Source organism: Sphaerisporangium album (assembly GCF_003323745.1).
GTDB lineage: Bacteria > Actinomycetota > Actinomycetes > Streptosporangiales > Streptosporangiaceae > Sphaerisporangium > Sphaerisporangium album.
Genome location: NZ_QOIL01000004.1, coordinates 169,024 through 191,428 on the forward strand (window position 1 = coordinate 169,024; position 22,405 = coordinate 191,428).

16 protein-coding genes are annotated in these 22,405 nt (G+C 71.8%); 11 read left to right on the forward strand and 5 right to left on the reverse strand.

Annotation, left to right across the window (positions count from 1 at the left end):
* Positions 1 to 9: 9 nt before the first annotated feature.
* The gene (locus DQ384_RS08515) at positions 10 to 1,569 is read right to left on the reverse strand and encodes an amino acid permease (RefSeq protein ID WP_114028171.1); all 1,560 of its coding nucleotides are present in this window, start codon (positions 1,567 to 1,569) and stop codon (positions 10 to 12) included.
* A 122-nt stretch (positions 1,570 to 1,691) separates the two neighbouring features.
* Complete coding sequence (locus DQ384_RS08520; RefSeq protein ID WP_147268697.1) at positions 1,692 to 2,663, reverse strand: choline/ethanolamine kinase family protein; 972 nt, start codon at positions 2,661 to 2,663, stop codon at positions 1,692 to 1,694.
* Positions 2,664 to 2,734: 71 nt separating this feature from the next.
* Between DQ384_RS08520 and DQ384_RS08525 the strand changes: the two genes are divergently transcribed.
* Positions 2,735 to 5,134, forward strand: a complete 2,400-nt coding sequence (locus tag DQ384_RS08525) for a GcvT family protein (RefSeq protein WP_114028173.1) — start codon at positions 2,735 to 2,737, stop codon at positions 5,132 to 5,134.
* A gap of 150 nt (positions 5,135 to 5,284) precedes the next feature.
* Positions 5,285 to 6,562 carry a cytochrome P450 family protein gene (locus DQ384_RS08530; RefSeq protein ID WP_114028174.1) on the forward strand — a complete coding sequence of 426 codons (1,278 nt, stop codon included), beginning with the start codon at positions 5,285 to 5,287 and terminating at the stop codon, positions 6,560 to 6,562.
* Positions 6,563 to 6,660: 98 nt separating this feature from the next.
* Here DQ384_RS08530 and DQ384_RS08535 read toward each other — a convergent pair whose 3' ends face one another.
* Positions 6,661 to 7,548 carry a sugar kinase gene (locus tag DQ384_RS08535; protein WP_114028175.1) on the reverse strand — a complete coding sequence of 296 codons (888 nt, stop codon included), beginning with the start codon at positions 7,546 to 7,548 and terminating at the stop codon, positions 6,661 to 6,663.
* Positions 7,549 to 7,953: 405 nt separating this feature from the next.
* On the opposite strand from DQ384_RS08535, the gene DQ384_RS08545 reads away from it, so the two are divergent.
* Positions 7,954 to 9,258 carry a vanadium-dependent haloperoxidase gene (locus DQ384_RS08545; RefSeq protein ID WP_220182840.1) on the forward strand — a complete coding sequence of 435 codons (1,305 nt, stop codon included), beginning with the start codon at positions 7,954 to 7,956 and terminating at the stop codon, positions 9,256 to 9,258.
* A 38-nt stretch (positions 9,259 to 9,296) separates the two neighbouring features.
* Here the strand turns inward: DQ384_RS08545 and DQ384_RS08550 are convergent, their stop codons facing one another.
* On the reverse strand, positions 9,297 to 10,205 hold the full coding sequence (locus DQ384_RS08550; protein WP_114028177.1) for a helix-turn-helix domain-containing protein: 909 nt from the start codon (positions 10,203 to 10,205) through the stop codon (positions 9,297 to 9,299).
* Positions 10,206 to 10,463: 258 nt separating this feature from the next.
* Between DQ384_RS08550 and DQ384_RS08555 the strand changes: the two genes are divergently transcribed.
* Positions 10,464 to 10,961: an ATP-binding protein gene (locus DQ384_RS08555; RefSeq protein WP_245966321.1), complete on the forward strand. Its 498-nt coding sequence runs from the start codon at positions 10,464 to 10,466 to the stop codon at positions 10,959 to 10,961.
* 24 nt (positions 10,962 to 10,985) lie between these two features.
* On the opposite strand, the gene DQ384_RS08560 is transcribed toward DQ384_RS08555, so the two are convergent.
* Complete coding sequence (locus tag DQ384_RS08560; RefSeq protein WP_114028178.1) at positions 10,986 to 13,319, reverse strand: AAA family ATPase; 2,334 nt, start codon at positions 13,317 to 13,319, stop codon at positions 10,986 to 10,988.
* A gap of 222 nt (positions 13,320 to 13,541) precedes the next feature.
* On the opposite strand from DQ384_RS08560, the gene dnaK reads away from it, so the two are divergent.
* The 7 genes from dnaK (at position 13,542) to DQ384_RS08595 (ending at position 22,255) form a co-directional block, all read left to right on the forward strand.
* The gene (gene dnaK / locus DQ384_RS08565; RefSeq protein WP_114028179.1) at positions 13,542 to 15,440 is read left to right on the forward strand and encodes a molecular chaperone DnaK; all 1,899 of its coding nucleotides are present in this window, start codon (positions 13,542 to 13,544) and stop codon (positions 15,438 to 15,440) included.
* A gap of 102 nt (positions 15,441 to 15,542) precedes the next feature.
* On the forward strand, positions 15,543 to 16,145 hold the full coding sequence (locus DQ384_RS08570) for a nucleotide exchange factor GrpE (protein ID WP_114028180.1): 603 nt from the start codon (positions 15,543 to 15,545) through the stop codon (positions 16,143 to 16,145).
* Positions 16,146 to 16,155: 10 nt separating this feature from the next.
* The gene (locus tag DQ384_RS43595; RefSeq protein ID WP_114028181.1) at positions 16,156 to 17,145 is read left to right on the forward strand and encodes a DnaJ C-terminal domain-containing protein; all 990 of its coding nucleotides are present in this window, start codon (positions 16,156 to 16,158) and stop codon (positions 17,143 to 17,145) included.
* Between the two features lie 60 nt (positions 17,146 to 17,205).
* Positions 17,206 to 17,526 carry a chaperone modulator CbpM gene (locus tag DQ384_RS08580; protein ID WP_114028182.1) on the forward strand — a complete coding sequence of 107 codons (321 nt, stop codon included), beginning with the start codon at positions 17,206 to 17,208 and terminating at the stop codon, positions 17,524 to 17,526.
* Positions 17,508 to 20,126 (forward strand): ATP-dependent chaperone ClpB, encoded by a 2,619-nt coding sequence (gene clpB / locus DQ384_RS08585; protein WP_114028183.1) that lies wholly within the window; start codon positions 17,508 to 17,510, stop codon positions 20,124 to 20,126. Before DQ384_RS08580 ends, clpB begins: the two co-directional genes overlap by 19 nt.
* A 15-nt stretch (positions 20,127 to 20,141) precedes the next feature.
* A complete protein-coding gene (trxA, locus tag DQ384_RS08590; protein WP_114028184.1) occupies positions 20,142 to 20,579 on the forward strand; it encodes a thioredoxin in 438 nt (145 codons plus the stop codon).
* Positions 20,576 to 22,255 carry an FAD-dependent oxidoreductase gene (locus DQ384_RS08595; RefSeq protein WP_114028185.1) on the forward strand — a complete coding sequence of 560 codons (1,680 nt, stop codon included), beginning with the start codon at positions 20,576 to 20,578 and terminating at the stop codon, positions 22,253 to 22,255. Before trxA ends, DQ384_RS08595 begins: the two co-directional genes overlap by 4 nt.
* Positions 22,256 to 22,405: the final 150 nt, after the last annotated feature.

Below are 22,405 nucleotides of genomic sequence, written 5' to 3' on the forward strand. Positions count from 1 at the left end.
CGCGCGGGCTCAGCCGACCGGTTCGGCGTCCGCCGCGGGCAGTTCCTCGATGTTGCGGCGCGGGCCGGTGAACCAGTGGCGCGCCGAGGCGTACCACCAGACGGCGATGGCGAGCACCACCGCCCCGACGGCGATCGGCGCGTAGTTGACGGCGGTCCAGGCGAAGTCGTCCGCACCCGGCACCCCGGCGGGGCTGATGGGCAGGACGAAGTAGATCGAGATGACGATGATCTCGACCACCGCGATCCAGCCGAACGCCTTGTACTTGCTCCCGAGCGTCCACGGCCCCGGACGGAACGCGGCGCCCATGCGCAGCCGCAGCCAGATCGGGATGAGGAACGCCAGGTAGAGCCCGATGACGGCGATCGACACGACGGCGAGGAACGCCACCGGCGTCGTGGAGCCCTCCGGCGCGTACAGGGCGGGGATCGTGATGAGCAGCGCCACGACGCAGCCGGCGATGATCGCGTTGACCGGCGTCCGGTTCTTGTCGATGCGCGACCACAGCCGCCAGCCGGGGACGGCGCCGTCACGGGAGAACGCGTAGGTCATGCGGGACATCGAGGTCACGCAGCTCATCCCGCAGAAGAACTGGCCGATCGTCGAGATGAGGAAGACGGCCTTCACCAGGCCCTCCGACAGCGAGGACGTGAAGATCGCGCCGACGAAGCCGCCCGCCTCGTTGACGGCGTCGACGTCGGTGGCGGCGAACAGGAAGGACAGCAGCAGCACCCAGCCCCCGATGGCCGAGTAGAAGATCGACTTCCACAGGCCCTTGGCCGCGCTCATCGCCGCGCCGTGCGTCTCCTCCGACACGTGCGCGCAGGCGTCGAAGCCGGTGATCGTGTACTGCGTGAGCAGGAAGCCGAGCGGCAGCACGTAGAGCCAGAACGCCGGTCCGGAGGAGCCGTCGCCGAAGCCCGAGTTGTTGAACCGCTCGAACAGGAAGCCCACGCTCTGGTGCTCGGACGGGCCGAAGACCAGGATCAGGACGACCACGGCCGCGCCGGCGACGTGCCACCACACCGAGATGTTCTGCAGGATCGAGATCAGCCGGTGGCTGTAGATGTTGATCAGCGCGTGCAGCACCAGGATGACCGCGAACAGCAGGAACGTCTGCTTCAGCGCGTCACCCGTCGCCCAGCCCTCGTCGAACAGGCCGATCGTGATGTTCAGGAACGTCGCGCAGCCGTAGTCCACGGAGGCGGTGACCGCGATCAGCCCGATCAGGTTCAGCCAGCCGGTGAACCATCCGTGGACGGGCCTGCCCAGCTTGGCGGCCCACCAGTAGATGCCGCCCGCCGTCGGGTAGGCGGAGACCAGCTCGGACATGCAGAAGCCGATGATCAGGATGAACGCCGAGATCACCGGCCAGCCGACGGAGATGGCGAGCGGCCCGCCGTTGTTCCACGCCTGGGCGAAGGTGGTGAAGCACCCCGCCAGGATCGAGATGATCGAGAAGGAGATCGCGAAGTTGGAGAAGCCGCTCCACGTTCGCGCGAGCTCCTGCTTGTATCCGAGCTGGGCCAGGCGTTCGGCGTCGTCGTCGAGATAGGACTGCTGGGCCATCGGGCCTCCTTGCGTGCGCGGTGGTGCGGTGCTGCCGCGGGGGGTGCGCGTCGAGCCGGTGGAGCGGGTGGTCGGGGCGGAGCGGGCCGGGCGCTCCACCGGAGTGGGTGGAGCCGGACGCTCTACCGGGGTGGGTGGACGGGAGGGGGAGGCGGCGGCGTACGGGAGCGAGAGGGACGTCGCCCCCGGGCGCCGTCGATGAGCAGGCCGAACCCGGGATCGTCCAGGTCGCGCGCGGCCTGCGCGAACTTGTCGGCGGCTTCGGCGTCGTAGTCGAAGTCGGCCGCGGCGGCCTGTTCGGCGAGCAGGCCGTGGTGGACGCTGAACCACAGGGTCCAGGTGAAGTTGGACATGATCAGAAAAAGCTGAACTCTTGCCGCGGGATCCTCGTCCCCGAAGTACGCATACGTCAACCTTTGAACCATTTCTTGGTCGTAGTCCGCCTCCGCCGCGATGTCGCCCAGCTCGAACGCCGGGTCGTAGTTGCCGGAGAGCTGGTAGTCGACGATGCGGACCGCCGTGCCGTCGAAGATGAAGTTCTCCGGCAGCAGGTCGTTGTGGCAGGGGACGTCAGGCGGGCGGCGCGCCTCCAGGGCCGCCTCGATCTCGGCCACCGCCGGAAGCCGGTCCTCGAAGCCCCGCGGGATCTTCAGCCCGTGCGCGTGGCACAGGGCCAGCAGCTCCTCCAGCTTGCGGAAGATCGAGAAGTCGGTGGCGAAGCGCGGGCCGGCGTGCAGGCGGCGGCAGGCGTCCGCGATGCGCCGGGTCATCGCCGGGTCCCGTACGGCCGCCGCGTCGAGGGTGACGCCGTCGATGTACTCCAGCAGCACCGCGCCGGGGAGGCGCAGCAGCACCTTCGCGCCGACCCCCGCGTCCGCCGCGCACACCGTGTTGGCGATCTCCAGGTCGAGGGGGATGCCGAGCCCGGCGGCGGACACGCGCGGGTCCAGGACGCGCAGCAGCCAGCGGTCGCCCTCGGCGGTCTCGACCCGGACGATCCGGTGGCTCAGGCCGCCCTTGATCTGGGTATGGGTGACCGGGCGGCCGGCCCAGGCCGTGACGAGTTCGAGTGCCGAGGTGAGGACATCTGGCACGCGAGCCTCCTTTGGTCTACCTTCAGACCATTGATCCGATTCTGCGGGCTGGTTGTTACACGGGGGTACCAATGGTGCAACTTCCCACCGAGGCCCAGGCCGTGGTCGTCGGTGGAGGCGTCGCCGGATGCAGCGTCGCCTACCACCTGGCGCGACTCGGCTGGACGGACGTCATCCTCCTCGAACGGCACGAGCTGACGGAAGGGACGACCTGGCATTCGGCGGGATTCGTCGGTCAGCTCAGGTCCACGGTCACCCAGACCCGCATGATCATGTACTCGGCCGGGTTGTACCCAGAACTGGCGGAGCTCACCGGCCTCGACCCCGGCTGGAACGGCGTCGGCGGGCTGCGGCTGGCCACCACGCCCGAGCGGCACGACGAACTGCTCCGCCAGGCCGGCGCCGCCGAGACGTACGGGCTCGACATGGAGCTCCTTTCCCCGGGCGCGACACGGGACATGCTGCCGCTGATGGAGGTCGCCGACGTGCGGGCCGCCCTGTGGCTGCCCGGCGACGGCTGGCTCGACCCCGCGAGCCTCGCTCGGGCCCTCGCGGCGGGTGCGGAGAAGCTCGGCGTGCGCATCGTGACCGGCGCCGAGGTGACCGGGCTGGACGTGCGGGACGGGCGGGTGCGCGGGGTGCGGGTCGGCGAGCAGGTCATCGCGACCGAGACCGTGGTGAACGCGGCGGGCGCGGCGGCCGGGACGATCGGGCGGCTGGCGGGGGTGGACGTGCCGATCGTGCCGATCAAGCACCAGTACGTCGTGACGCGGCCGTCCGGGGTGCCGGCGAGCACGCCGACCGTGCGGGACCCGGACAACATCGTGTACTTCCGGGAGGAGGGCGGCGGCATCCTGGTGGGCGGGTACATCCGCGAGCCCCAGGTCTGGGACACGGCCGCGCCGCTGGCCGAGCCGCGCACGCTCTTCGACCCCGATATGCCGAAATTTCAGGAATCGTGGGACTCGGCGCGCCACCGCCTGCCGCACCTCCGCGACCTCGACGGCGCCGACCCCGCCGCGTTCGCCAAGGTCGTGCACGGCCCCGAGGCCTTCACCCCCGACGGCGAGTTCCTGCTGGGCGAGACCGCCGTCGCCGGGCTGTGGGTCGCCGCCGGCTTCTGCGTCCACGGCCTGGCCGCCGCGGGCGGGGTCGGCAAGGTCATGGCCGAGTGGATCGTCGACGGCTCGCCCGAGTACGACGTCTTCGGCATGGACGTCCGCCGGTTCGGCTCCCACGCGCGCGGCTCCCGCTGGTCCCGGGCCAAGGCGCTGGACTCCTACAGCAAGTACTACGACATCGTGTACCCCGGCGAGGAGCGCACGGCCGCCCGCCCGCTGCGCCGCTCCCCGGCCTGGCCCCGCCACGCAGCCCTCGGCGCCGCATTCGGCGAGAAGGCCGGCTGGGAGCGGGTCAACTGGTTCGATCAGGATCCCGAGGACGGGGGAGAGGAGTTCCGCCCGGCCGGGTGGGCCGGCCGCGTCTGGTCCCCCGCGATCCGCGCTGAATGTCTCGCCACGCGGGACGCCGCCGGCCTGTTCGACCAGACCTCCTTCGCCAAGCTGGAGATCACCGGCCTGTCCGGCCTCCAGCGGCTGTGCGCGGGGGACCTCGACCGTCCCGTCGGCTCGGTCGTCTACACGCAGATGCTCAACGAGCGCGGCGGCATCGAGGCGGACGTCACCGTCACCCGGCTCGCCGAGGACCGCTTCCGCATGGTCACCGGCACGGCCTTCGGCGTACACGACGCGGCCTGGCTGCGCCGCCACGGCCTCGACGTCCGGGACGTCACCTCGGCGTACGCCTGCTACTGCCTGTGGGGACCGAAGGCGCTGGACATCCTCGGCGAGCTGACCGATGACGACCTGACCTTCGGCTACATGCGGGCCCGGGAGATCAGCGTCGGGTACGTGCCCGTGCTGGCCCAGCGGGTCACCTTCGCCGGGGAGTTCGGCTGGGAGCTGTACTGCCCCGCCGAGTACGGCCTGACGCTGTGGGACACGCTCGTGGAGGCCGGCCTGCCGCACGGCATGCGCCCGGCCGGGTACCGCGCCCTGGACTGCCTGCGCCTGGAGAAGGGCTACCGCGTCTGGGGCCTGGACATCACGCCCGAGACCACACCGATCGAGGCGGGCCTCGGGTTCGCCGTCCACCGGGACAAGGACTTCCTCGGCCGCGACGCCCTCGGCGCCCCGGCCCGGACGCTGCGGTGCCTCGTGCTCGCCGACCCCCGGCAGGTGTGCCTCGGCGGGGAGCCCGTTCGCGTCGGCGGCGTCCCCGCCTCCCGGGTGACCAGCGGAGGGTACGGCCACCGCGTCGACCGCTCGATCGCCTACGCCTACCTGCCCGGCGGGGACGAACCCGGGGAGATCGAGGTCGGCGTGAACGGCTCCTGGGTGGCCGCCGAGATCGCCGCCGAGCCGCTCTACGACCCGGGAAACAAGCGCGTCCGCGGCCTGCCGGGCGCGTAGCCGACCCGACCGCTCGCATCGGAGGGGGTTGAGGCGTGCCTGTGGCGTGAATAGAACTACGGGTCCTCGTGACTCGGCGCTCCTCCCCCCCGCGGCGGGCCGCCGAGCCGGAACGAGGCGAACTGCCAGGCGAAACCTAGGAGGGCGAGCATGGGTACTACCGCCGACGACGGCGCCGGCCCTGACCCCGGCATGGTCAACCTCATGGATCCCGACCTGATGGCGGACCCCTTCGGCGGCTACGGACGCCTGCGGGAGCGGGCGCCGCTGCTCCGCGGCACGTTCTTCGGCCGTGGCGCGCCGATGTGGCTGGCCACCCGGTACGAGGACGTCAAGATGGTGCTCGGCGACCACCGGTTCGTGAACAACCCGGCCAACGTGCCGGGGCTGGACGTCCAGAACATCCGCGAGCGGGAGGTCGAGGCCCGCGGCGTCCCCGCCGACCTGGCCGAGTACGTCCTGGACGGCATCCTGGACGCCGACGGCGCCGACCACATACGCCTGCGCAGGCTCGTCTCGCGCGCCTTCACGGCCCGCCGGGTGTCCGAGCTGCGCCCCCGCGTGGAGCAGATCACCGAGGACCTGCTCGACCGGCTGCCGGCCACGGCCGAGGACGGCGTCGCCGAGCTGATCGAGCACTTCGCCTACCCGCTGCCCATCACCGTCATCTGCGAGCTGGTGGGCATTCCCGAGGAGGACCGCCCGCGGTGGCGGGCGTGGGGCAAGGCGCTGGTCACGCTGGAGGCCGGCGGCATGGGGGCGGCCCTGCGCGAGATGGTGGCGCACATCCACGAGCTGATCGGCCGCCGCCGCGCCGCCCCGACCGGCGACCTGCTGACCGGGCTGATCCGCGCCCACGACGAGGACGGCGACCGCCTCGGCGACACCGAGATGGTCACGCTCGTGCTCGCGCTGGTGCTGGCCGGGCACGAGACGACCGCCCACCTGATCGGAAACGGCACCGCCGCGCTGCTCACCCACCCCGACCAGCTCGCCCTGCTCAGAAGCGACCCGGCGCTGATGCCGCGCGCCGTGCACGAGCTGATGCGCTGGTGCGGCCCGGTGCAGGCCACCCGCATGCGGTACGCGGCCGAGGACGTCATGGTCGGCGGCATGCCGGTGGGCAAGGGCGAGGCCGTGATGGCCGTCCTGGTGAGCGCCAACCACGATCCGCGCGCGTTCGACGACCCTGAACGCCTGGACATCACCCGCGAGCCGGAGGCGGGGCGCAAGGAGACCCATGTCGGCTTCGGGCACGGGCTGCACTACTGCCTCGGCGCGGCGCTGGCGCGCCAGGAGGCGGAGGTCGCGTTCGGGGCCCTGTTGCGGCGCTTCCCCGACCTGTCCCTCGCCGTCGCCCCGGAGGGCCTGGAGCGCGAGCTGATGCCCGGTTCCTGGAGGCTCGCCCGCCTGCCGGTGAAGCTCTGACTCTCTGGCTCGCGGTCCAGGGGCCGCCCCCCATGCGGGGATGACGCCCGGGAGGAGGGCGAGCGAGAAGAACGGCCGTCCCCGGGCGGCAGAGGGCCTCAGAAGGTGAGCGGCGGGAGCTCCGACCTGGTCGGGAGGCCCTGCCAGGGGCTGGCGCTGGTGATCGTGAACGCGGCCAGCGCCGAGCCCCGGCGCAGGCGGTCGGTGGGGTGAAGCTCCTCCAGCAGCGCACTGAGGTACCCCGCCGCGAACGCGCCCCCCGCGCCCAGCGGGTCCACGACCGTGACCGGCGCGGCCTGGGCGTCGTACCGCATGCCGTTGACCGTGGAGCTGGCGCCCTTGCCGCCCCGGGTGACGACCAGCTCGCGGACCGTCCCCATGACCGGCTCGATCAGCTGGAGCTCGTCCTGGTTCACGAACAGCACGTCCGCGCCGGTGGCCAGCTCGGTGAGGGCCTCGACGGCCTCCTGGCGGTCGGACCACAGCTGCGGCCGGTGGTTCACGTCCACCGACACCAGGACGCCGGCGTCCCTGGCGAGCTTGACGGCGTGGTGGGCGGCGCTCCAGGCGGTGCCGCTCAGCGCCGGGGTGATGCCCGTGACGTGCAGGACCTTGGCCGACTGCAGGGCGCGGGCCGGGATGTCGCCGGGGCCGAGCCGGGACCCGGCGGACCCGCCCCGGTAGTGGACGACATGGCCGACCCGGCCGATGCGCCGCTGCCGGACCACCAGGCCGGTCGGCGCGGCGGGGTCGGAGAGCGCGTACGACACGTCCACACCCTCGCCGCGCAGCACCGTGAGCACGCGGGCGCCGAGCTCGTCGGCGCCGACCCGGCCGAGCCACGTCACCGCGTGGCCCAGGCGGGCCAGGCCGACGGCCAGCGTGAACTCGGCGCCGCCGACCTCGAGGCGGACGTCGGTGTCGTGGCGCAGGCGGTCGGCGGAGACGACTCCCAGTGCCTCCCCGAGCGTGAAGACCTCGGTCATATGCTGATCTCTTCCGCCATGCCGTTCGCGGCCTGCCCGCTGATGGCGCAAAGCATCTCAGAGACCGATGGCGCTCACAACGGGATGTGCGCGACCCGGTCTCGCCGGTTGCCGGTCACGTCCGTAGATGTCCGGGAACGTCCCGCCGTCCGCGTTCCGCCCGTCCCGCACCGGACGACCGTCAGCCGCCGAACGCGTCGACGGCGGCCTGACAGAAGGCCTTGAGGTCGTCGGGCTTGCGGCTGGTGATCAGGGTGTTCGGGCCGTTGGTGCAGACGATGACATCCTGGTCGGCCCACGCCGCGCCCGCCCGCCGGTGGAGCGCTCATTTCCGGTTACGTCACTATTAACTTTTCGACCGTTCGGTCACTGTAGCGGCTGTGGCCGGCATAGTAATTTGCTTCCATGCTCAAATCATGTGATATGGGATGGGCGGCTGTCCTACGGCGCAAGGCCGTCTGGTTAGCCGTCGGCGGAGTCATCGCTGCCGGGTCCCCGGTCGTACTCAACTCGTCATTCGCGTACGCATCGGATTCGCGCACATCCGCCAATGCCGTCATTGTCTGGGACCGCAACGCCCAGACGGCGATCTGGGACGTTGCCGGTCAGCAGCCGCAGGTCCAGGCGCGCAGCTTCGCCATGGTGCACGGAGCCGTTTACGACGCGGTGAACGCGATCGCCGGCACTCCCTACCAGCCGTACCTGATCGCACCGGCCGCCAATGGAACCGAGTCGACGAACGCGGCCGTCGCGACCGCGGGGTTTCGTGTGCTGAGCGCGCTGTTCCCGGATCAGCAGGTGAGGTTGAAGACGCAGTACGACGAGTCGCTGGCGGCGATTCCCGACGGTACCGCGAAGCAGCGCGGGATCATCGTGGGCGATCAGGCGGCCGATGCGATGATCGCCGCGCGGCAGAACGACGGGGCATTCGGAAGTCAGACCTGGACCGTCGGCACCCGGCCCGGTCAGTGGCGACCGGCGCCGCCCACTTTCGCCTCTGACGGGGCGTGGGTCGGTCACCTCAAACCGTTCCTCATCCCCAGCGCGTCCATGTTCCGCACATCCGGCCCGCCATCGCTCACCAGCTCCCGCTACGCCCGGGACTTCAACGAGGTCAAGGCGATCGGCTCGGCGACCAGCGCGGTCAGGACGGCCGACCAGACGCAAGCCGCGATCTGGTGGCATGACCGGCATCTGGCCGAATGGGAGATCAAGCGCCAGCTCGCGACGACACAACGACTGAACACGCTCCAGACGGCGCGGATGTTCGCGATGGTCGATCTGACCGAAGCCGATGCCACGATCGCCTGCTACAACGAGAAGGCGGCGTGGAGCTTCTGGCGGCCGGTCACCGCGATCCGGCTCGCCGACACCGACGGCAACCCGGAGACGGTGGCCGACCCCGACTGGATGCCGTTGCTCGTCACGCCGCCGCATCCCGACTTCACGTCCGGCCACACCTGTTTCACCGCGGCGAGCATGTCGGCGTTGGCATACTTCTTCGGCCGGGACGACATCTCTTTCAGCGGGTCCAGCGCCGACTCGGGTACCACCAGGTACTTCCGCGGCTTTTCGCAGGCGCTCGCCGAGGTCATCAACGCCCGCGTCTGGGGCGGCATCCATACCCGCACGGCCGACGTGCAGGGCGCGAAGATCGGCGGACGGGTCACCGCCTACATGGTCGCGCACTATTTCAGGCCGAAGAGGTAAGTGACCGCGCGGGCAGCGGGGCCACCAGCTGGATCGCCCTAGATCTCCTCGCGCAGGGCGGTGAGGAAGCGCCGCGACTCCGAGGCCGTGGCGGCCTCGACGCACAGCCGGTCCATCACCCGCATGTACGGGTCGGTCTCCTCGCGCTTGTCGAGGTACAGCGCGCTGGTGAGCTGCTCCATGTAGACGACGTCGGGCAGCTCGGGCTCGGCGAAGCGCAGGATCGTGAACGGCCCGCCCGCCGCGGCGTGCCCGCCGTGGCCGAAAGGGATCACCTGGACGGTGACGGTGGGGATCTCGATCAGCTCCAGGAGCCGGTCGACCTGGGCGCGCATGATCGCGCGGCCGCCGAGAGGCCGGCGCAGCGCGGCCTCGTCCACCAGGGCCCACAGCCGCGGCCCGTCCGGCCCGGTCATGCGCTTCTGCCGGGTCATGCGCAGCGCGATACGGCGGTCGATCTCCTGGGCGTCGGCGTTCGCGTGGCTGAGCTTGAGGATCTCCCGGGCGTAGTCCTCGGTCTGGACGAGGGCCGGGAGGAACTGGATCTCGTAGGTGCGGATCATGGAGGCGGCCTCCTCCAGTCCGACGTACAGCTCGAACCAGGTGGGGAGCAGGTCGCTGAACTTGTGCCACCAGCCGGGGGCGTTGGCCTGGTCGGCGAGGGCGACGAACGTGCCCCGCTCGCCCGGGTCGGTCACGCCGTAGAGGGTGAGCAGGTCGGCGACGTCGCGGGCCTTGAACCCGACCCTGCCGAGCTCCAGGCGGCTGATCTTGGCGTGCGAGGCGCGGATGGCGTGTCCCGCCTCCTCGCGGCTGATGCCGCGGGCGATGCGCAGACGGCGGAGCTGGGCGCCGAGGAGGATCCGGAGAACGGTGGGACCGCCCCGTGAATAGGCGAGGACATCGTTGTCCTCCGGCCGCTGTTCGGGACCGAGCGCCGACGTCATGGGAGCTCCCTGAGAGCCGCGGATCTGTTGACGCGTCAGTGTCTCATTCTCCGTCCGGGCCGTACACAGGCGGTTATCGCGGCATATCTCACACCGACGGCGTTTCACGCACGTGAGCGGGTCCAAGTCCGGATTTTGGGAGGAAAAATTCGATCTGCACGTGCATCCGTTCTTGCATCCGTACGCCCAGTGAACAAAGATTGACTTCCCACGTCCTGCCCCCGACCGCGCCAACGGCCCAACGTAGCGAGGATCCCGATGACCGCACACCTGGTACGCCGGCAGAACGTGGTACGGGGTGAGGCTCCCTGGTGGCTCCTGCCGGCGATGGAGGACAACCTGTGGGAGCCGGTGGGCGCGGACCTCTCCGGGCTGGGCCGCACCGGCACGTCGATCAAGACCGCGCGCGATTTCACCGTCACCACGCTGCGTAACTGGGGTCTCGGCGAGCTCTGCTACGACGCCCGCGTGGTGATCTCCGAGCTGGTCACCAACGCGGTCCGGCACGCGGGCGAGCCGACCCGCGTCCGCCTGCTCCACCACGCCTCTCATCTGGTGTGCGCGGTCGCCGACCCCACCGACCATCCGCCCGTGGTCACGGACGCCGACCACTTCGCCGAGACCGGACGCGGGCTGCGCCTGGTCGAGAGCCTGAGCTGCTCCTGGGGCTGGCGCCTGTTCGGCGGCCGGGGCAAGCTCGTCTGGGCCGCCTTCACCACCCCCGCCACCCTGCACCAGCGCCGCGCCTCCGCGTAACCCCGGATCCGCGCGGCCGCACCCCTAACGTTCGAGGGTGTGCCCCTCTTCCAGGGCCAGACGGGTCAGCTCGACCCGGGAGCCGACGCCGAGCTTGCGGAAGATCTGGCGCAGGTGGAACGCCACCGTGTGCACGCTGATGAACATCTGGTCGGCCACCTGCCGGTTCGTCCACCCCTCGGTGACCAGCAGCGCGACCGCGCACTCGGTGCCGGTCAGGCTGCCCCAGCCGGACACCGGCCGGTCGGCGGTCGCCCAGTGCCGGTGGCGCACCCCCATCTCGCGCAGCGTGCGGCGCACCCGGGCCGCGTCTCTGACCGCCCCGGCCTCCTCGTAGCGGTCGAGCGCCCGCTCCAGCCCGCGCACTGCCCCCGGACGGTCGTCCCGGTCGGCGAGCACCACCCCGAGGTCCTCGGCCGCGGACGCCCGCGCCCACGGGTCGCCGCCCTCCTCGCAGGCGGCCCGCAGCGCCTCCGCGTCGTCGTCCAGCAGCCCGCGGGCGTGCAGGGCCGCGGCGCGGCTGGCGGTGAACCCCGGGTTGCGGGCCGCCAGGGTCTCGGACGCGGCCACCACCGCCTCGGCGGCCGCGCGGTCCCCGGCGGCGAGGGCCCGCCTCACCAGCCAGGACGCGGCGTCCGGCTCGCCGGCCAGCACCCTGCGCGCCTCCCGCGGACCGGAGTAGACGTGCGTGACGAGCTTGACGGCCTCGGCCGGGCCGTCCCGGGCTTCGACGGCCTGCGCGGCGACGATCGAGCACCACGCGGGCGTGACCGTCCCGGCGCCCGGCGGCTCCCGGGACGCCTCGACGTGCCGGCAGGCCCCGCTCACGTCGCCCCGGCGCAGCGCCACCGCCGCGAGCACCGACTCCGCGAGCGGGCCGAACAGGCGGGTCCCGAGGCCGTCGGCCAGATCGAGGGCGGCCCGTGCCTGCGCGGCGGCCTCGTCCAACCGGCCCGCGACCAGCTCCACGCGCGCCAGGGACGCCGCCGGTCCCGCCGCCCACGCGGCCTGCCCCAGCGCCTCGACCTCCCGGCCGGCCTCCTCGATCAGCGCCCGAGCCTCGTCCGGCCGCCGGGCGTCGGCCAGCATCGCGGCCAGCGCCAGGCGCGGATGCGTCCGGCGCACCGAAACCGGCCCGTCGCCCGCCCGCCGCACGGCCTCGCGGGCCAGTCGCAGCCCCTCGGCGAGGCGGCCGGACTCCCATCGGGTCATGGCCAGCACCACCATGGCCCCGGCGACCACGTCCTCGCCCCGCCCGTCCCCGGCCGCCCACACCGCCGGGCCGCCCCGGTCGAGCAGGATCCGCCCGGCCTGGTGGCGCAGCGCGTTGCGCACGGGCGCGGGCAGGCCGGCGGCGACGGCCCGCCACACCAGCTCGTGCCGGAACTCCAGCTCGTCGCCGGCGGCGGTGAGGATGCCGGCGTCCAGGGCCTCCTCGAACGCGGGCAGCAGCGTCGCCGCGTCCGTCCCCGCCAGCTCGGCCGCGTCCTCGGCGGAGAAGGTGTGGCCGAGGACGGCCGCCGCCTCGACCAGCAGCCGGGTCTCGCGGCCGAGACCGTCCAGCATCGCGCGCGCGACGGCGTGCACGCGCTCGGGCGGGTGGTCGGACAGCAGCCGGGCGCGCCCGCCCGCGACCTCGACCGCGCCCTCCTCGCGCAGGCCCGTCAGCAGCTCGGTGAGCAGGTGAGGGTTGCCCCCGGCGCTCGCGGCGAACGCGAGCACGTCCGGGTCCGGCGCCGCGCCGAGCAGGTCGGACGCAAGCGCGGCCACCGCCTCCTCGTCCAGCGGCCCCAGCGCGGCCCGCGTCGCCCCGTCCCTTTCCAGCACGTCGAACAGGCGCCGCGCGTCGTCGTCCGGCGTCCCCGCCGGGTGCGGGCCGGGCGTCTCGGAGAAGCCCGTGCGCCGGGCCAGCAGCCACACCACCGGCGTGTGCGCCAGCTCCCAGTGCAGCGTCCGCAGCGCCGCGAGCGTGTCGTGCCCGGCCCACTGCAGGTCGTCCAGGCAGACCAGCACCGGACGGGTGGACGCGGACTTCTCCAGCCGTGTCCGGAGCCGTTCCAGCAGGTGGAGCCGAGGGTCACGCCAGTCGCCCGGCGCCTCGTCGTCGAGGAACTCGCGGACCGGCGGCTCGTCCAGGGCCATGAACAGCGGCGCCAGCGGGACGAACTCGCCCAGCCGCTCGGCCCCGCCGCTGATCGGCAGGAAACCCTCCTCGGACGCCCGCGCGGCCGCCTCGGCGAGCAGCAGGCTCTTGCCCGTTCCCGGCCCACCTTCGATCAGTAGCGTCCCGCCCTCGCCCGTCCGGGCCGCCTTCAGCAGCCGGGTGACGGTGTGCCATTCGGGGTCGCGTCCGCGCATGCCTCCCCCCGATCACGGGGTCGTCCGTCCCTCCCACCGTACACATGGCCTGAACTGGGCTTTCCTACCAGGTTGAAGGATGTGCCCGGCCGTTTCGCCGTCCAATGTCGAATGTGTGGGCGTACGTGGTGTCACGCCCGCTTCGGGGCGCCCACGCCGCGTCAGCGTGCACGCGACCGGCGGGTCACGGGAGCGGGAAGCCGCGGAGCCAGGGAGGACGCAATGGCCAAGGCAGTCGGAATCGATCTCGGCACGACCAACTCCGTCATCGCGACGACGGAGGAGGGGCAGCCGGTCGTCATACCCAACGCGGAGGGCCAGCGGACCACGCCGTCGGTGGTGGCCTTCACCGAAACCGGCGAGCGCCTGGTAGGCCAGCTCGCCCGCCGCCAGGCCATCCTCAACCCCAAGGGCACGATCTACTCGGTCAAACGCTTCATCGGACGCCGCTACGACGAGGTGCAGAGCGAGATCCACGCCGTGTCGTTCGACGTCGTGCCCGGCCCGGACGGGGCCGTGCGGTTCAAGGTCAGGGACAAGCTGTACGCGCCGGAGGAGATCTCGGCGCTGATCCTGCGCAAGCTCGTCCAGGACGCCTCCAAGTTCCTCGGCGAGAAGATCAACGAGGCCGTCATCACCGTCCCCGCCTACTTCAACGACGCCCAGCGGCACGCCACCCGCGACGCGGGGAAGATCGCGGGCCTGGAGGTCATGCGGATCATCAACGAGCCGACGGCGGCGGCGCTCGCGTACGGCCTGGACAAGAAGGGCAGCGAGACCGTCCTGGTCTTCGACCTCGGCGGCGGCACGTTCGACGTCAGCGTCCTCGACATCGGGGAGGGCGTGATCGAGGTACGGGCCACCGCGGGCGACACCCACCTCGGCGGCGACGACTTCGACCGGCGCCTCGTGGACTACCTCGCCGACGAGTTCCAGCGGCAGGAGGGCATCGACCTGCGCCAGGACCCGCAGGCGCTCCAGCGGTTGTTCGAGGCGGCCGAGAAGGCCAAGGTGGAGCTATCCTCGGTCACCCAGACGACGGTCAGCCTGCCGTTCATCACCGCGGACGCGAACGGGCCGAAGCACCTCAACACCACCCTGATGCGCTCGACGTTCGAGGAGATCACCCGGGATCTGGTCGAGCGGACCATGGGCCCGGTGAAGCAGGCCATGGAGGACGCCAAGCTGACGGCCGACGACCTCGACGAGGTCATCCTGGTCGGCGGCTCCACCCGCATCCCGGCCGTGCAGAGCATCGTGCGCCGCCTCACCGGCGGCAAGGAACCGAACATGACCGTCAACCCGGACGAGGTCGTGGCGGACGGCGCCGCGATCCAGGCCGGGGTCCTCAAGGGCGAGGTCAAGGACGTCCTGCTGCTCGACGTCACGCCCCTGTCGCTCGGCATCGAGACGCTCGGCGGCGTGATGACCAAGGTCCTGGAGCGCAACACCACCATCCCGGCCCGCCGCACCGAGACCTTCAGCACTGCGGAGGACAACCAGAACGCCGTGGACGTGGTCGTCCTGCAGGGCGAGCGCGAGCGGGCGGCCGACAACCGGGCGCTCGGGCGGTTCCGGCTGGAGAACATCCGGCCCGCGCCCCGGGGCGTGCCGCAGGTCGAGGTCACCTTCGACGTGGACGCCAACGGCATCCTCAACGTCGCCGCCAAGGACAAGGACACCGGTGGCGAGCAGCGGATCACCATCAGCGAGAGCTCCAACCTGGACAAGAGCGAGATCGACCGCATGGTCCGCGACGCCGAGGAGCACCGCGGCGAGGACCAGCGGCACCGCGAGGCGATCGACGCGCGCAACGAGCTGGACTCGGTGGCCTACCAGGTGGAGCGCAGGCTCACAGAGCTCGGGGACGCGGTGCCCGTGCACGAGAAGGCCCGCGCCGAGCAGCTCGTCGCGGACGCGCGGCAGGCGGTCAAGGAGGAGGCCCCGACCGAGCGGCTGCGCGACCTGACCTCCGAGCTGCAGCAGATCTACCACTCGCTGAGCGCCGTGTCGGCGCCGCGGGGCGAGCCCGCGGGCGCGGGCGCGGGGGCCCAGCAGCAGGGCGGGACCGGCGGCGGTCAGGACGACGTCATCGACGCGGAGTTCACGACATCCGATTGAGGCGCCATCGAACGGACATAGGGGTTATATCAGCAAATATCGGGCGTGCGTCGGCGGAGGCCGCGCCGCCGGCACGCATCGACTGGACGGGCGTGGGCTGACATGGCTGATCAACACGACGAGGCGCCGAGGGGAACACGGGCCGGGCCCGCCGGGCCCGCCACGCCCCCGGAGCCGCCGGAGCTCACCCGATCCGCCGAGACCTCCGAGACCGGGCCCCCGGAGACCGCCGAGAACTTCGTGGGGTCCCCGGTCGAGGACATGGAGGCGAGGATCGCCGAGCTGGAGGACCGCTGGCTGAGGTCCGCCGCCGAGCTGGACAACTTCCGCAAGCGCATCGCCAGGGACGCCGAGCGCATCCGCACCGACGAGCGCGACCGCGTGATCCGGGACTGGCTCCCGATCATCGACAACCTCGACCTCGCCCTGCGGCACGCCGGCGCGGTCAGCACGGCCGAGAACGCCGTCATCGAGGGCGTGCGCGCGGTGCGGGACCAGGCCGTCGGCCTGCTCGCCCGGCTCGGGTTCCGGCGTCACGACGAGGTCGGGGTGCCGTTCGACCCGGCCTTCCACGAGGCCATGGGCACGGTCCAGAACGAGGAGCTGCCCGCCGGGACGGTCATGGAGACCGTGCGCCCCGGCTACGGGGAGGGCGAGCGGCAACTGCGCCCGGCGTCGGTGATCGTCTCGACCGCGCCGGACTGAGGCGGGGACGATGGCCGCGCGCGACTACTACGAGGCCCTGGGAGTGCCGAGGGCGGCCGACCAGGACGAGATCCAGCGCGCGTACCGCAAGCTCGCCCGCACCTACCACCCCGACGTGAACAAGGATCCGGGGGCCGAGGAGAAGTTCAAGGACGTCTCCGAGGCGTACGACGTGCTCTCCGACCCCGACAAGCGGCGCCGCTACGACGCGTTCGGCCCCGACTGGCGGTCGGTGCCCGAGGGCGTCGACCCCCGCGCCTGGTCCCGGGCGCGCGCCGGAGCCGGAGCCGGAGCCGGAGCGGGCTGGGGCGGCGGGCCGTGGGGCCGCGCCGGGCGCGCGTCGGCGGGGCAGGGCCAGGGCTTCCGGTTCAGCTCCGGCGAGGGCGTGGACATCGACCTGGAGGACCTCCTCGGCGGCATGTTCGGCGGCGGCACGGGACGGGGCGGCCGCTGGGGACCCACCCCGGGAGCCGACCAGGAGGTCGAGCTGCCCCTGACCGTGGACGAGGCGTACCACGGGGGCCGCCGCGCGCTGACGATCCAGGGGCCGGGCGGCCCGAGGACGATCCAGGTCACGATCCCCGCGGGGGTCACCGACGGCCAGCGGATCCGGCTGGCCGGCCAGGGCGGCAGCGGTTCGGACGGCGGCCGGGCGGGGGACCTGTATCTGGTCGTCCGCATCGCAGACCCCCGCTACCGCGTCGAGGGCCGCGACATCCACGTCCCGCTGCCGCTGGCCCCGTGGGAGGGGGCGCTCGGCGCGACCGTCGCCATCGACACCCCCGGCGGCGAGGCCAAGGTCAAGGTGCCGCCGGGCACCTCGACCGGCCGCCGCCTGCGCCTGCGCGGCCGCGGCCTCCCCAACCCGAAGGGCGCCCCCGGCGACCTGTACGCCGAGGCCCGGATCATGGTCCCGCCCCGCCTCACCGACGAGGAGCGGGAGCTGTTCGACCGGCTGGCGCGGGTCTCCGGCTTCAACCCGAGGAGGGGGACGTCATGACCGGCGCGCCCGCTCTCCCCGGACGGCCGGGCCCGGTGAGGGCCGAGTGAGGAGGGGAACATGGCGACGTCACTCGTCCGGGTGCCCGGGATCGGCCTGGAGGCGTTCGCGCGGGCCGGCGGCCTTCACCCCGAGCAGGTGAGGCGGCTGGTCCGGCTGGGGCTGCTCGATCCCGTGGCCGTATCCGGGAACGACATCAGATTCCCGCCCTCCCAGCTCGTCCTGCTCGGCAGGATCGAACGCCTGCACGCGGGTCTCGCGCTCAACTACGCGTCGCTCGGCGTCGTCATCGACCTGCTCGACCGCATCGAGCGGCTCGAAGACGCCCTGCGGCACCGCTCACGACCCACGGGAGTCACATCGTGGACCCGAACCGACTGACCCAGAAATCACAAGAGGCCCTGCACGACGCGCAGACCAAGGCCATACGCTTCGGGCACACGGAGGTCGACGGCGAGCACCTGCTGCTGGCGCTGCTCGAACAGCCCGAGGGGCTCGTACCCCGGCTGATCATGGCGATGGGCGGCGACCCGGACAAGCTGCGCCTGGAGCTCACCGCCGAGCTGGAACGGCGCCCCCGCGTCAGCGGCCCCGGCGCGGCCCCCGGCCAGGTGTACGTCACCCAGCGCCTGTCGCGTCTGCTGGACACGGCCGACGCCGAGGCCAAGCGGCTCAAGGACGAGTACATCTCCGTCGAGCACCTGCTGCTCGCGCTCGTGGAGGAGGGCCCGGAGACGGCGGCGGGCCGTCTGCTGAACGGACAGGGGCTCACCCGCGACAGCCTGCTGGAGGCGCTGACCCGCATCCGCGGCAACCAGCGCGTGACCTCGGCCACCCCCGAGGTCGCCTACGAGGCGCTGGAGAAGTACGGGCGCGACCTGGTGGCGGACGCGCGGGCGGACAAGCTCGACCCCGTCATCGGGCGCGACACCGAGATCCGCAGGGTGATGCAGATCCTGTCCCGCAAGTCCAAGAACAACCCGGTGCTCATCGGCGACCCCGGCGTCGGCAAGACGGCGATCGTCGAGGGGCTCGCCCAGCGCATCGCCCGCGGCGACGTCCCCGAGGGCCTGAAGGACAAGACGATCTTCATGCTCGACATGGGCGCGCTGATCGCGGGCGCGAAGTACCGCGGCGAGTTCGAGGAGCGGCTGAAGGCCGTCCTGACCGAGGTCAAGGCGTCCGAGGGGCGGATCCTGCTGTTCATCGACGAGGTGCACAACGTCGTCGGCGCGGGCGCGACCGAGGGCGCGATGGACGCCGGGAACATGCTAAAGCCCATGCTGGCCCGGGGCGAGCTGCACCTGATCGGCGCGACCACGGTCGCCGAGTACCGCAAGTACATCGAGAAGGACGCGGCCCTGGAGCGCCGCTTCCAGCCGGTGTTCGTGGACGAGCCGTCCGTCGAGGACGCGATCTCGATCCTGCGCGGGCTGCGCGAGCGGTTCGAGGTGTTCCACGGAGTGAAGATCCAGGACGGCGCGATCGTCGCCGCGGTCGTCATGAGCCACCGGTACATATCCGACCGGTTCCTCCCCGACAAGGCGATCGACCTGGTGGACGAGGCGTGCGCGATGCTCCGCACCGAGATCGACTCGATGCCCGCGGAGCTGGACGAGCTCACCCGCCGCGTGATGCGCCTGGAGATCGAGGAGGCCGCCCTCTCCAAGGAGGACGACCCGGCGAGCAGACAGCGGCTGGAGTCGCTGCGCCGCGAGCTGGCCGACCTCCGCGCCGAGGCGGACGCGATGCGCGCGCAGTGGGAGGCCGAGCGGCACGCCCTGAAGAAGGTGCAGCACCTGCGCCAGGAGATCGAGGCGGTGCGGCGCGAGGCCGAGCAGGCCGAGCGCATGTACGACCTCAACCGGGCCGCCGAGCTGATGCACGGCAGGCTTCCCGAGCTGCAGCACAAGCTCGCCCTCGCCGAGGAGCAACTGCAGTCCAAGCAGGGCGGGCACAGGCTGCTGCGCGAGGTCGTCACCGAGGACGAGATCGCGGGCATCGTGTCCCGCTGGACCGGCATCCCGATCACCCGCCTGAAGGAGGGCGAGCGCGAGAAGCTGCTCAAGCTGGACGAGGTCCTGCACGAGCGGGTCATCGGCCAGGACGAGGCCGTGCAGGCGGTCACCGACGCGATCATCCGTGCCCGGTCGGGCATCAAGGATCCGCGCCGGCCGATCGGCTCGTTCATCTTCCTCGGCCCGACCGGCGTCGGGAAGACCGAGCTGGCCAAGGCCCTCGCCGAGGCGCTGTTCGACACCGAGGAGAACATGGTCCGCGTCGACATGAGCGAGTACCAGGAGCGGCACACGGTCAGCAGGCTCGTCGGCGCCCCTCCCGGCTACGTCGGGTACGAGGAGGGCGGGCAGCTGACCGAGGCCGTGCGGCGCAAGCCGTACTCGGTGGTGCTCTTCGACGAGATCGAGAAGGCCCACTCGGACGTCTTCAACACCCTGCTCCAGGTGCTGGACGACGGGCGGCTGACCGACGCCCAGGGCCGTACGGTGGACTTCCGCAACACCGTGATCATCATGACGTCGAACATCGGGTCGCACTACCTGATCGACGCCGTGACGCCCGCGGGCGAGATCGAGCCGGAGGCGCGCGACCTCGTCATGGCCGAGCTGCGCTCGCGGTTCCGTCCCGAGTTCCTCAACCGGGTCGACGACACCGTGCTGTTCAAGCCGCTGACCGAGCCGGAGATCGAGAAGATCGTCTCGCTCATGTTCAACGACATCAGGAAGCGGCTGGCCGACCGGCAGATGACGCTGGACGTCACCGAGGCCGCGCTGCGGCACATCGCCGAGCAGGGCTTCGACCCCGTCTACGGCGCCCGCCCGCTGCGCCGGTTCATCGCCCGCGAGGTCGAGACGCGCATCGGCAGGGCACTGATCGCCGGGGACGTGCGCGACGGCGCCGTGATCCGCGTGGACGTCGTCGACGGGCATCTCACCGTCAGCTACGACAACCCGGCGGAATGAGGCAGGTGATCACGGATGTCCTCATCGAGCGTCGTCTCGTGCCCGAAGTGCGGGCGCGGCAACCGCGTTCCGGCGGCGTCCGGCGGGCGGCCGCGCTGCGGCGACTGCGGGGAGCCGCTGCCCTGGATCGCGGACGCGGGGGACGGGGACTTCGCCGAGGTGGTGGAGGCCTCGTCCGTCCCCGTCGTCGTGGACTTCTGGGCGGAGTGGTGCGGGCCGTGCCGGGTGGTGAGCCCGGTCCTCGAACAGCTCGCCCATGAGCTGGCGGGCAGGATCAAGCTGGTCAAGGTGGACGTCGACAAGGCGCCCAAGCTCGCAGAACGGTACGGGATCCAGGCGGTCCCGACCCTGATGATCATGAAGGACGGGCAGGTGGCCGCCCAGCGCGCCGGCGCCGCCTCCGGTCCGGCGCTGCGCGCCTGGATCGACCAGACGCTGGGCGCGCGGACATGAGCGAGCCCGTCCAGGAGACCCCGGACCTCTACGGCGCCTACCCGCGCCTCGGCGACTGGGCGATCAGCCTTCTTTCCGGGCACGGCGTGCGGCGCCCCACCGAGGTCGGGGAGGTGCTCTACCAGGAGGGCGAGCCGTGCCCGGCCTTCTACGTCATCCTGGCGGGCAAGGTCGCCGTGGTGGAGCGGTACGACGACGAGGAGAACCTGCGCGGCATCCACGGCCCGGGGCGCTTTCTCGGAGAGCTCGGCCTGCTGACCGGGCAGGCCGGGTTCCTGCGGGGTGTCGTCCGCGAGGCGGGCGAGGTGCTGGTCGTGCCGGTGGAGGAGCTGCGGGCCCTGGTGGCCGACAACCCCTCCCTGGGGGACGTGATCCTGCGGGCGTTCCTGATCCGGCGCACGATCCTGATCGAGCTGGGGGCGGGGTTCCGGATCATCGGCTCGCGGCACTCGGCGGACTCCCGGCGGCTGCGCGAGTTCGCCGCGCGCAACCGGCTGCCTCACAAGTGGATCGAGCTGGAGGAGGACAAGGAGGCCGAGCAGCTGCTCGACCATCTGGGCTTCACCCCGAAGGACATCCCCGTGGCGATCCTGCGCGGCGAGCGGGTGCTGCGCAACCCGAGCAACGCCGAGCTGGCACGGGCCATCGGCCTGCCCGTGCCGCTCGCCCGCGAGATCGTCGGCGACCTGGTGATCGTCGGCGCGGGGCCCGCCGGGCTCGCCGCCGCCGTCTACGGCGCCTCCGAAGGACTGTCCACCGTGGTGCTCGACTCCGTCGCCACGGGCGGCCAGGCGGCGACGTCGTCCCGCATCGAGAACTACCTCGGCTTCCCGTCCGGCATCTCCGGAGGGGAGCTCGCCGAGCGCGCCGTCATCCAGGCCGAGAAGTTCGGCGCCCACTTCTCCGTGCCCGCGGAGGCCGTCTCGCTCAGCCGGCACGACCGGTACTACGTGGTCGGGCTGGACGAGGGGAGGGTGGTCAACGCGCACGCGGTCGTCATCGCCACCGGGGCGCGGTACCGCAAGCTGGACGTGCCCCACCTGGAGGAGTTCGAGGGCGAGGGCGTGTACTACGCCGCCACGCTGTTCGAGGCGCAGCTCTGCCTGCGGGCCCCCGTGGTCGTGGTCGGCGGGGGCAACTCCGCCGGGCAGGCGTCGATCTTCCTCGCCCGGCACGCGGGCCGCGTACGGCTTCTCGTGCGGTCGGGCGACCTCGCCAAGGACATGTCCCGCTACCTCATCGACGAGATCCAGCGCAACCCCGGGATCCAGGTGCTGCTGAACACCGAGATCGAGGAACTCGTCGGCGACAGGGAACTGCGCGGCGTGATCACCAGGAACAACCGCACCGGGGAGCGGCGCGAGATCGAGGCCATGGCGATCTTCGTCTTCATCGGCGCCGAACCCCACACGCGGTGGCTGCGCGGTGAGATCGCCCTGGACGACAAGGGGTTCGTCCTCACCGGCCCGGACGCGCTGAAGGCCGCGGGCGAGAAGGAGCCGTGGCACGAGACGGGACGGCCGTACCCGCTGGAGACCAACCTGATGGGGGTGTTCGCGGTCGGCGACGTGCGCGGTGGCTCGATCAAGCGGGTGGCCTCGGCGGTCGGCGAGGGGTCGATGGCCATCCGCCTGATCCACGAACACCTCCAGACCGCGGGCCAGCCACCCACCTGAGCTGGTCGGCGTGTGATGCGCCCGGGTGCTACGGGAATGTCGTAGAATTCGTTCTCAGCGAAATACGTTGAGAGCGTAATCGGTCTCCGGGAAATGTGCCCTCAGTGAAAAAGGTGTCCGCCCGGCCGGATATCTGGCAGCGTTAAGTCA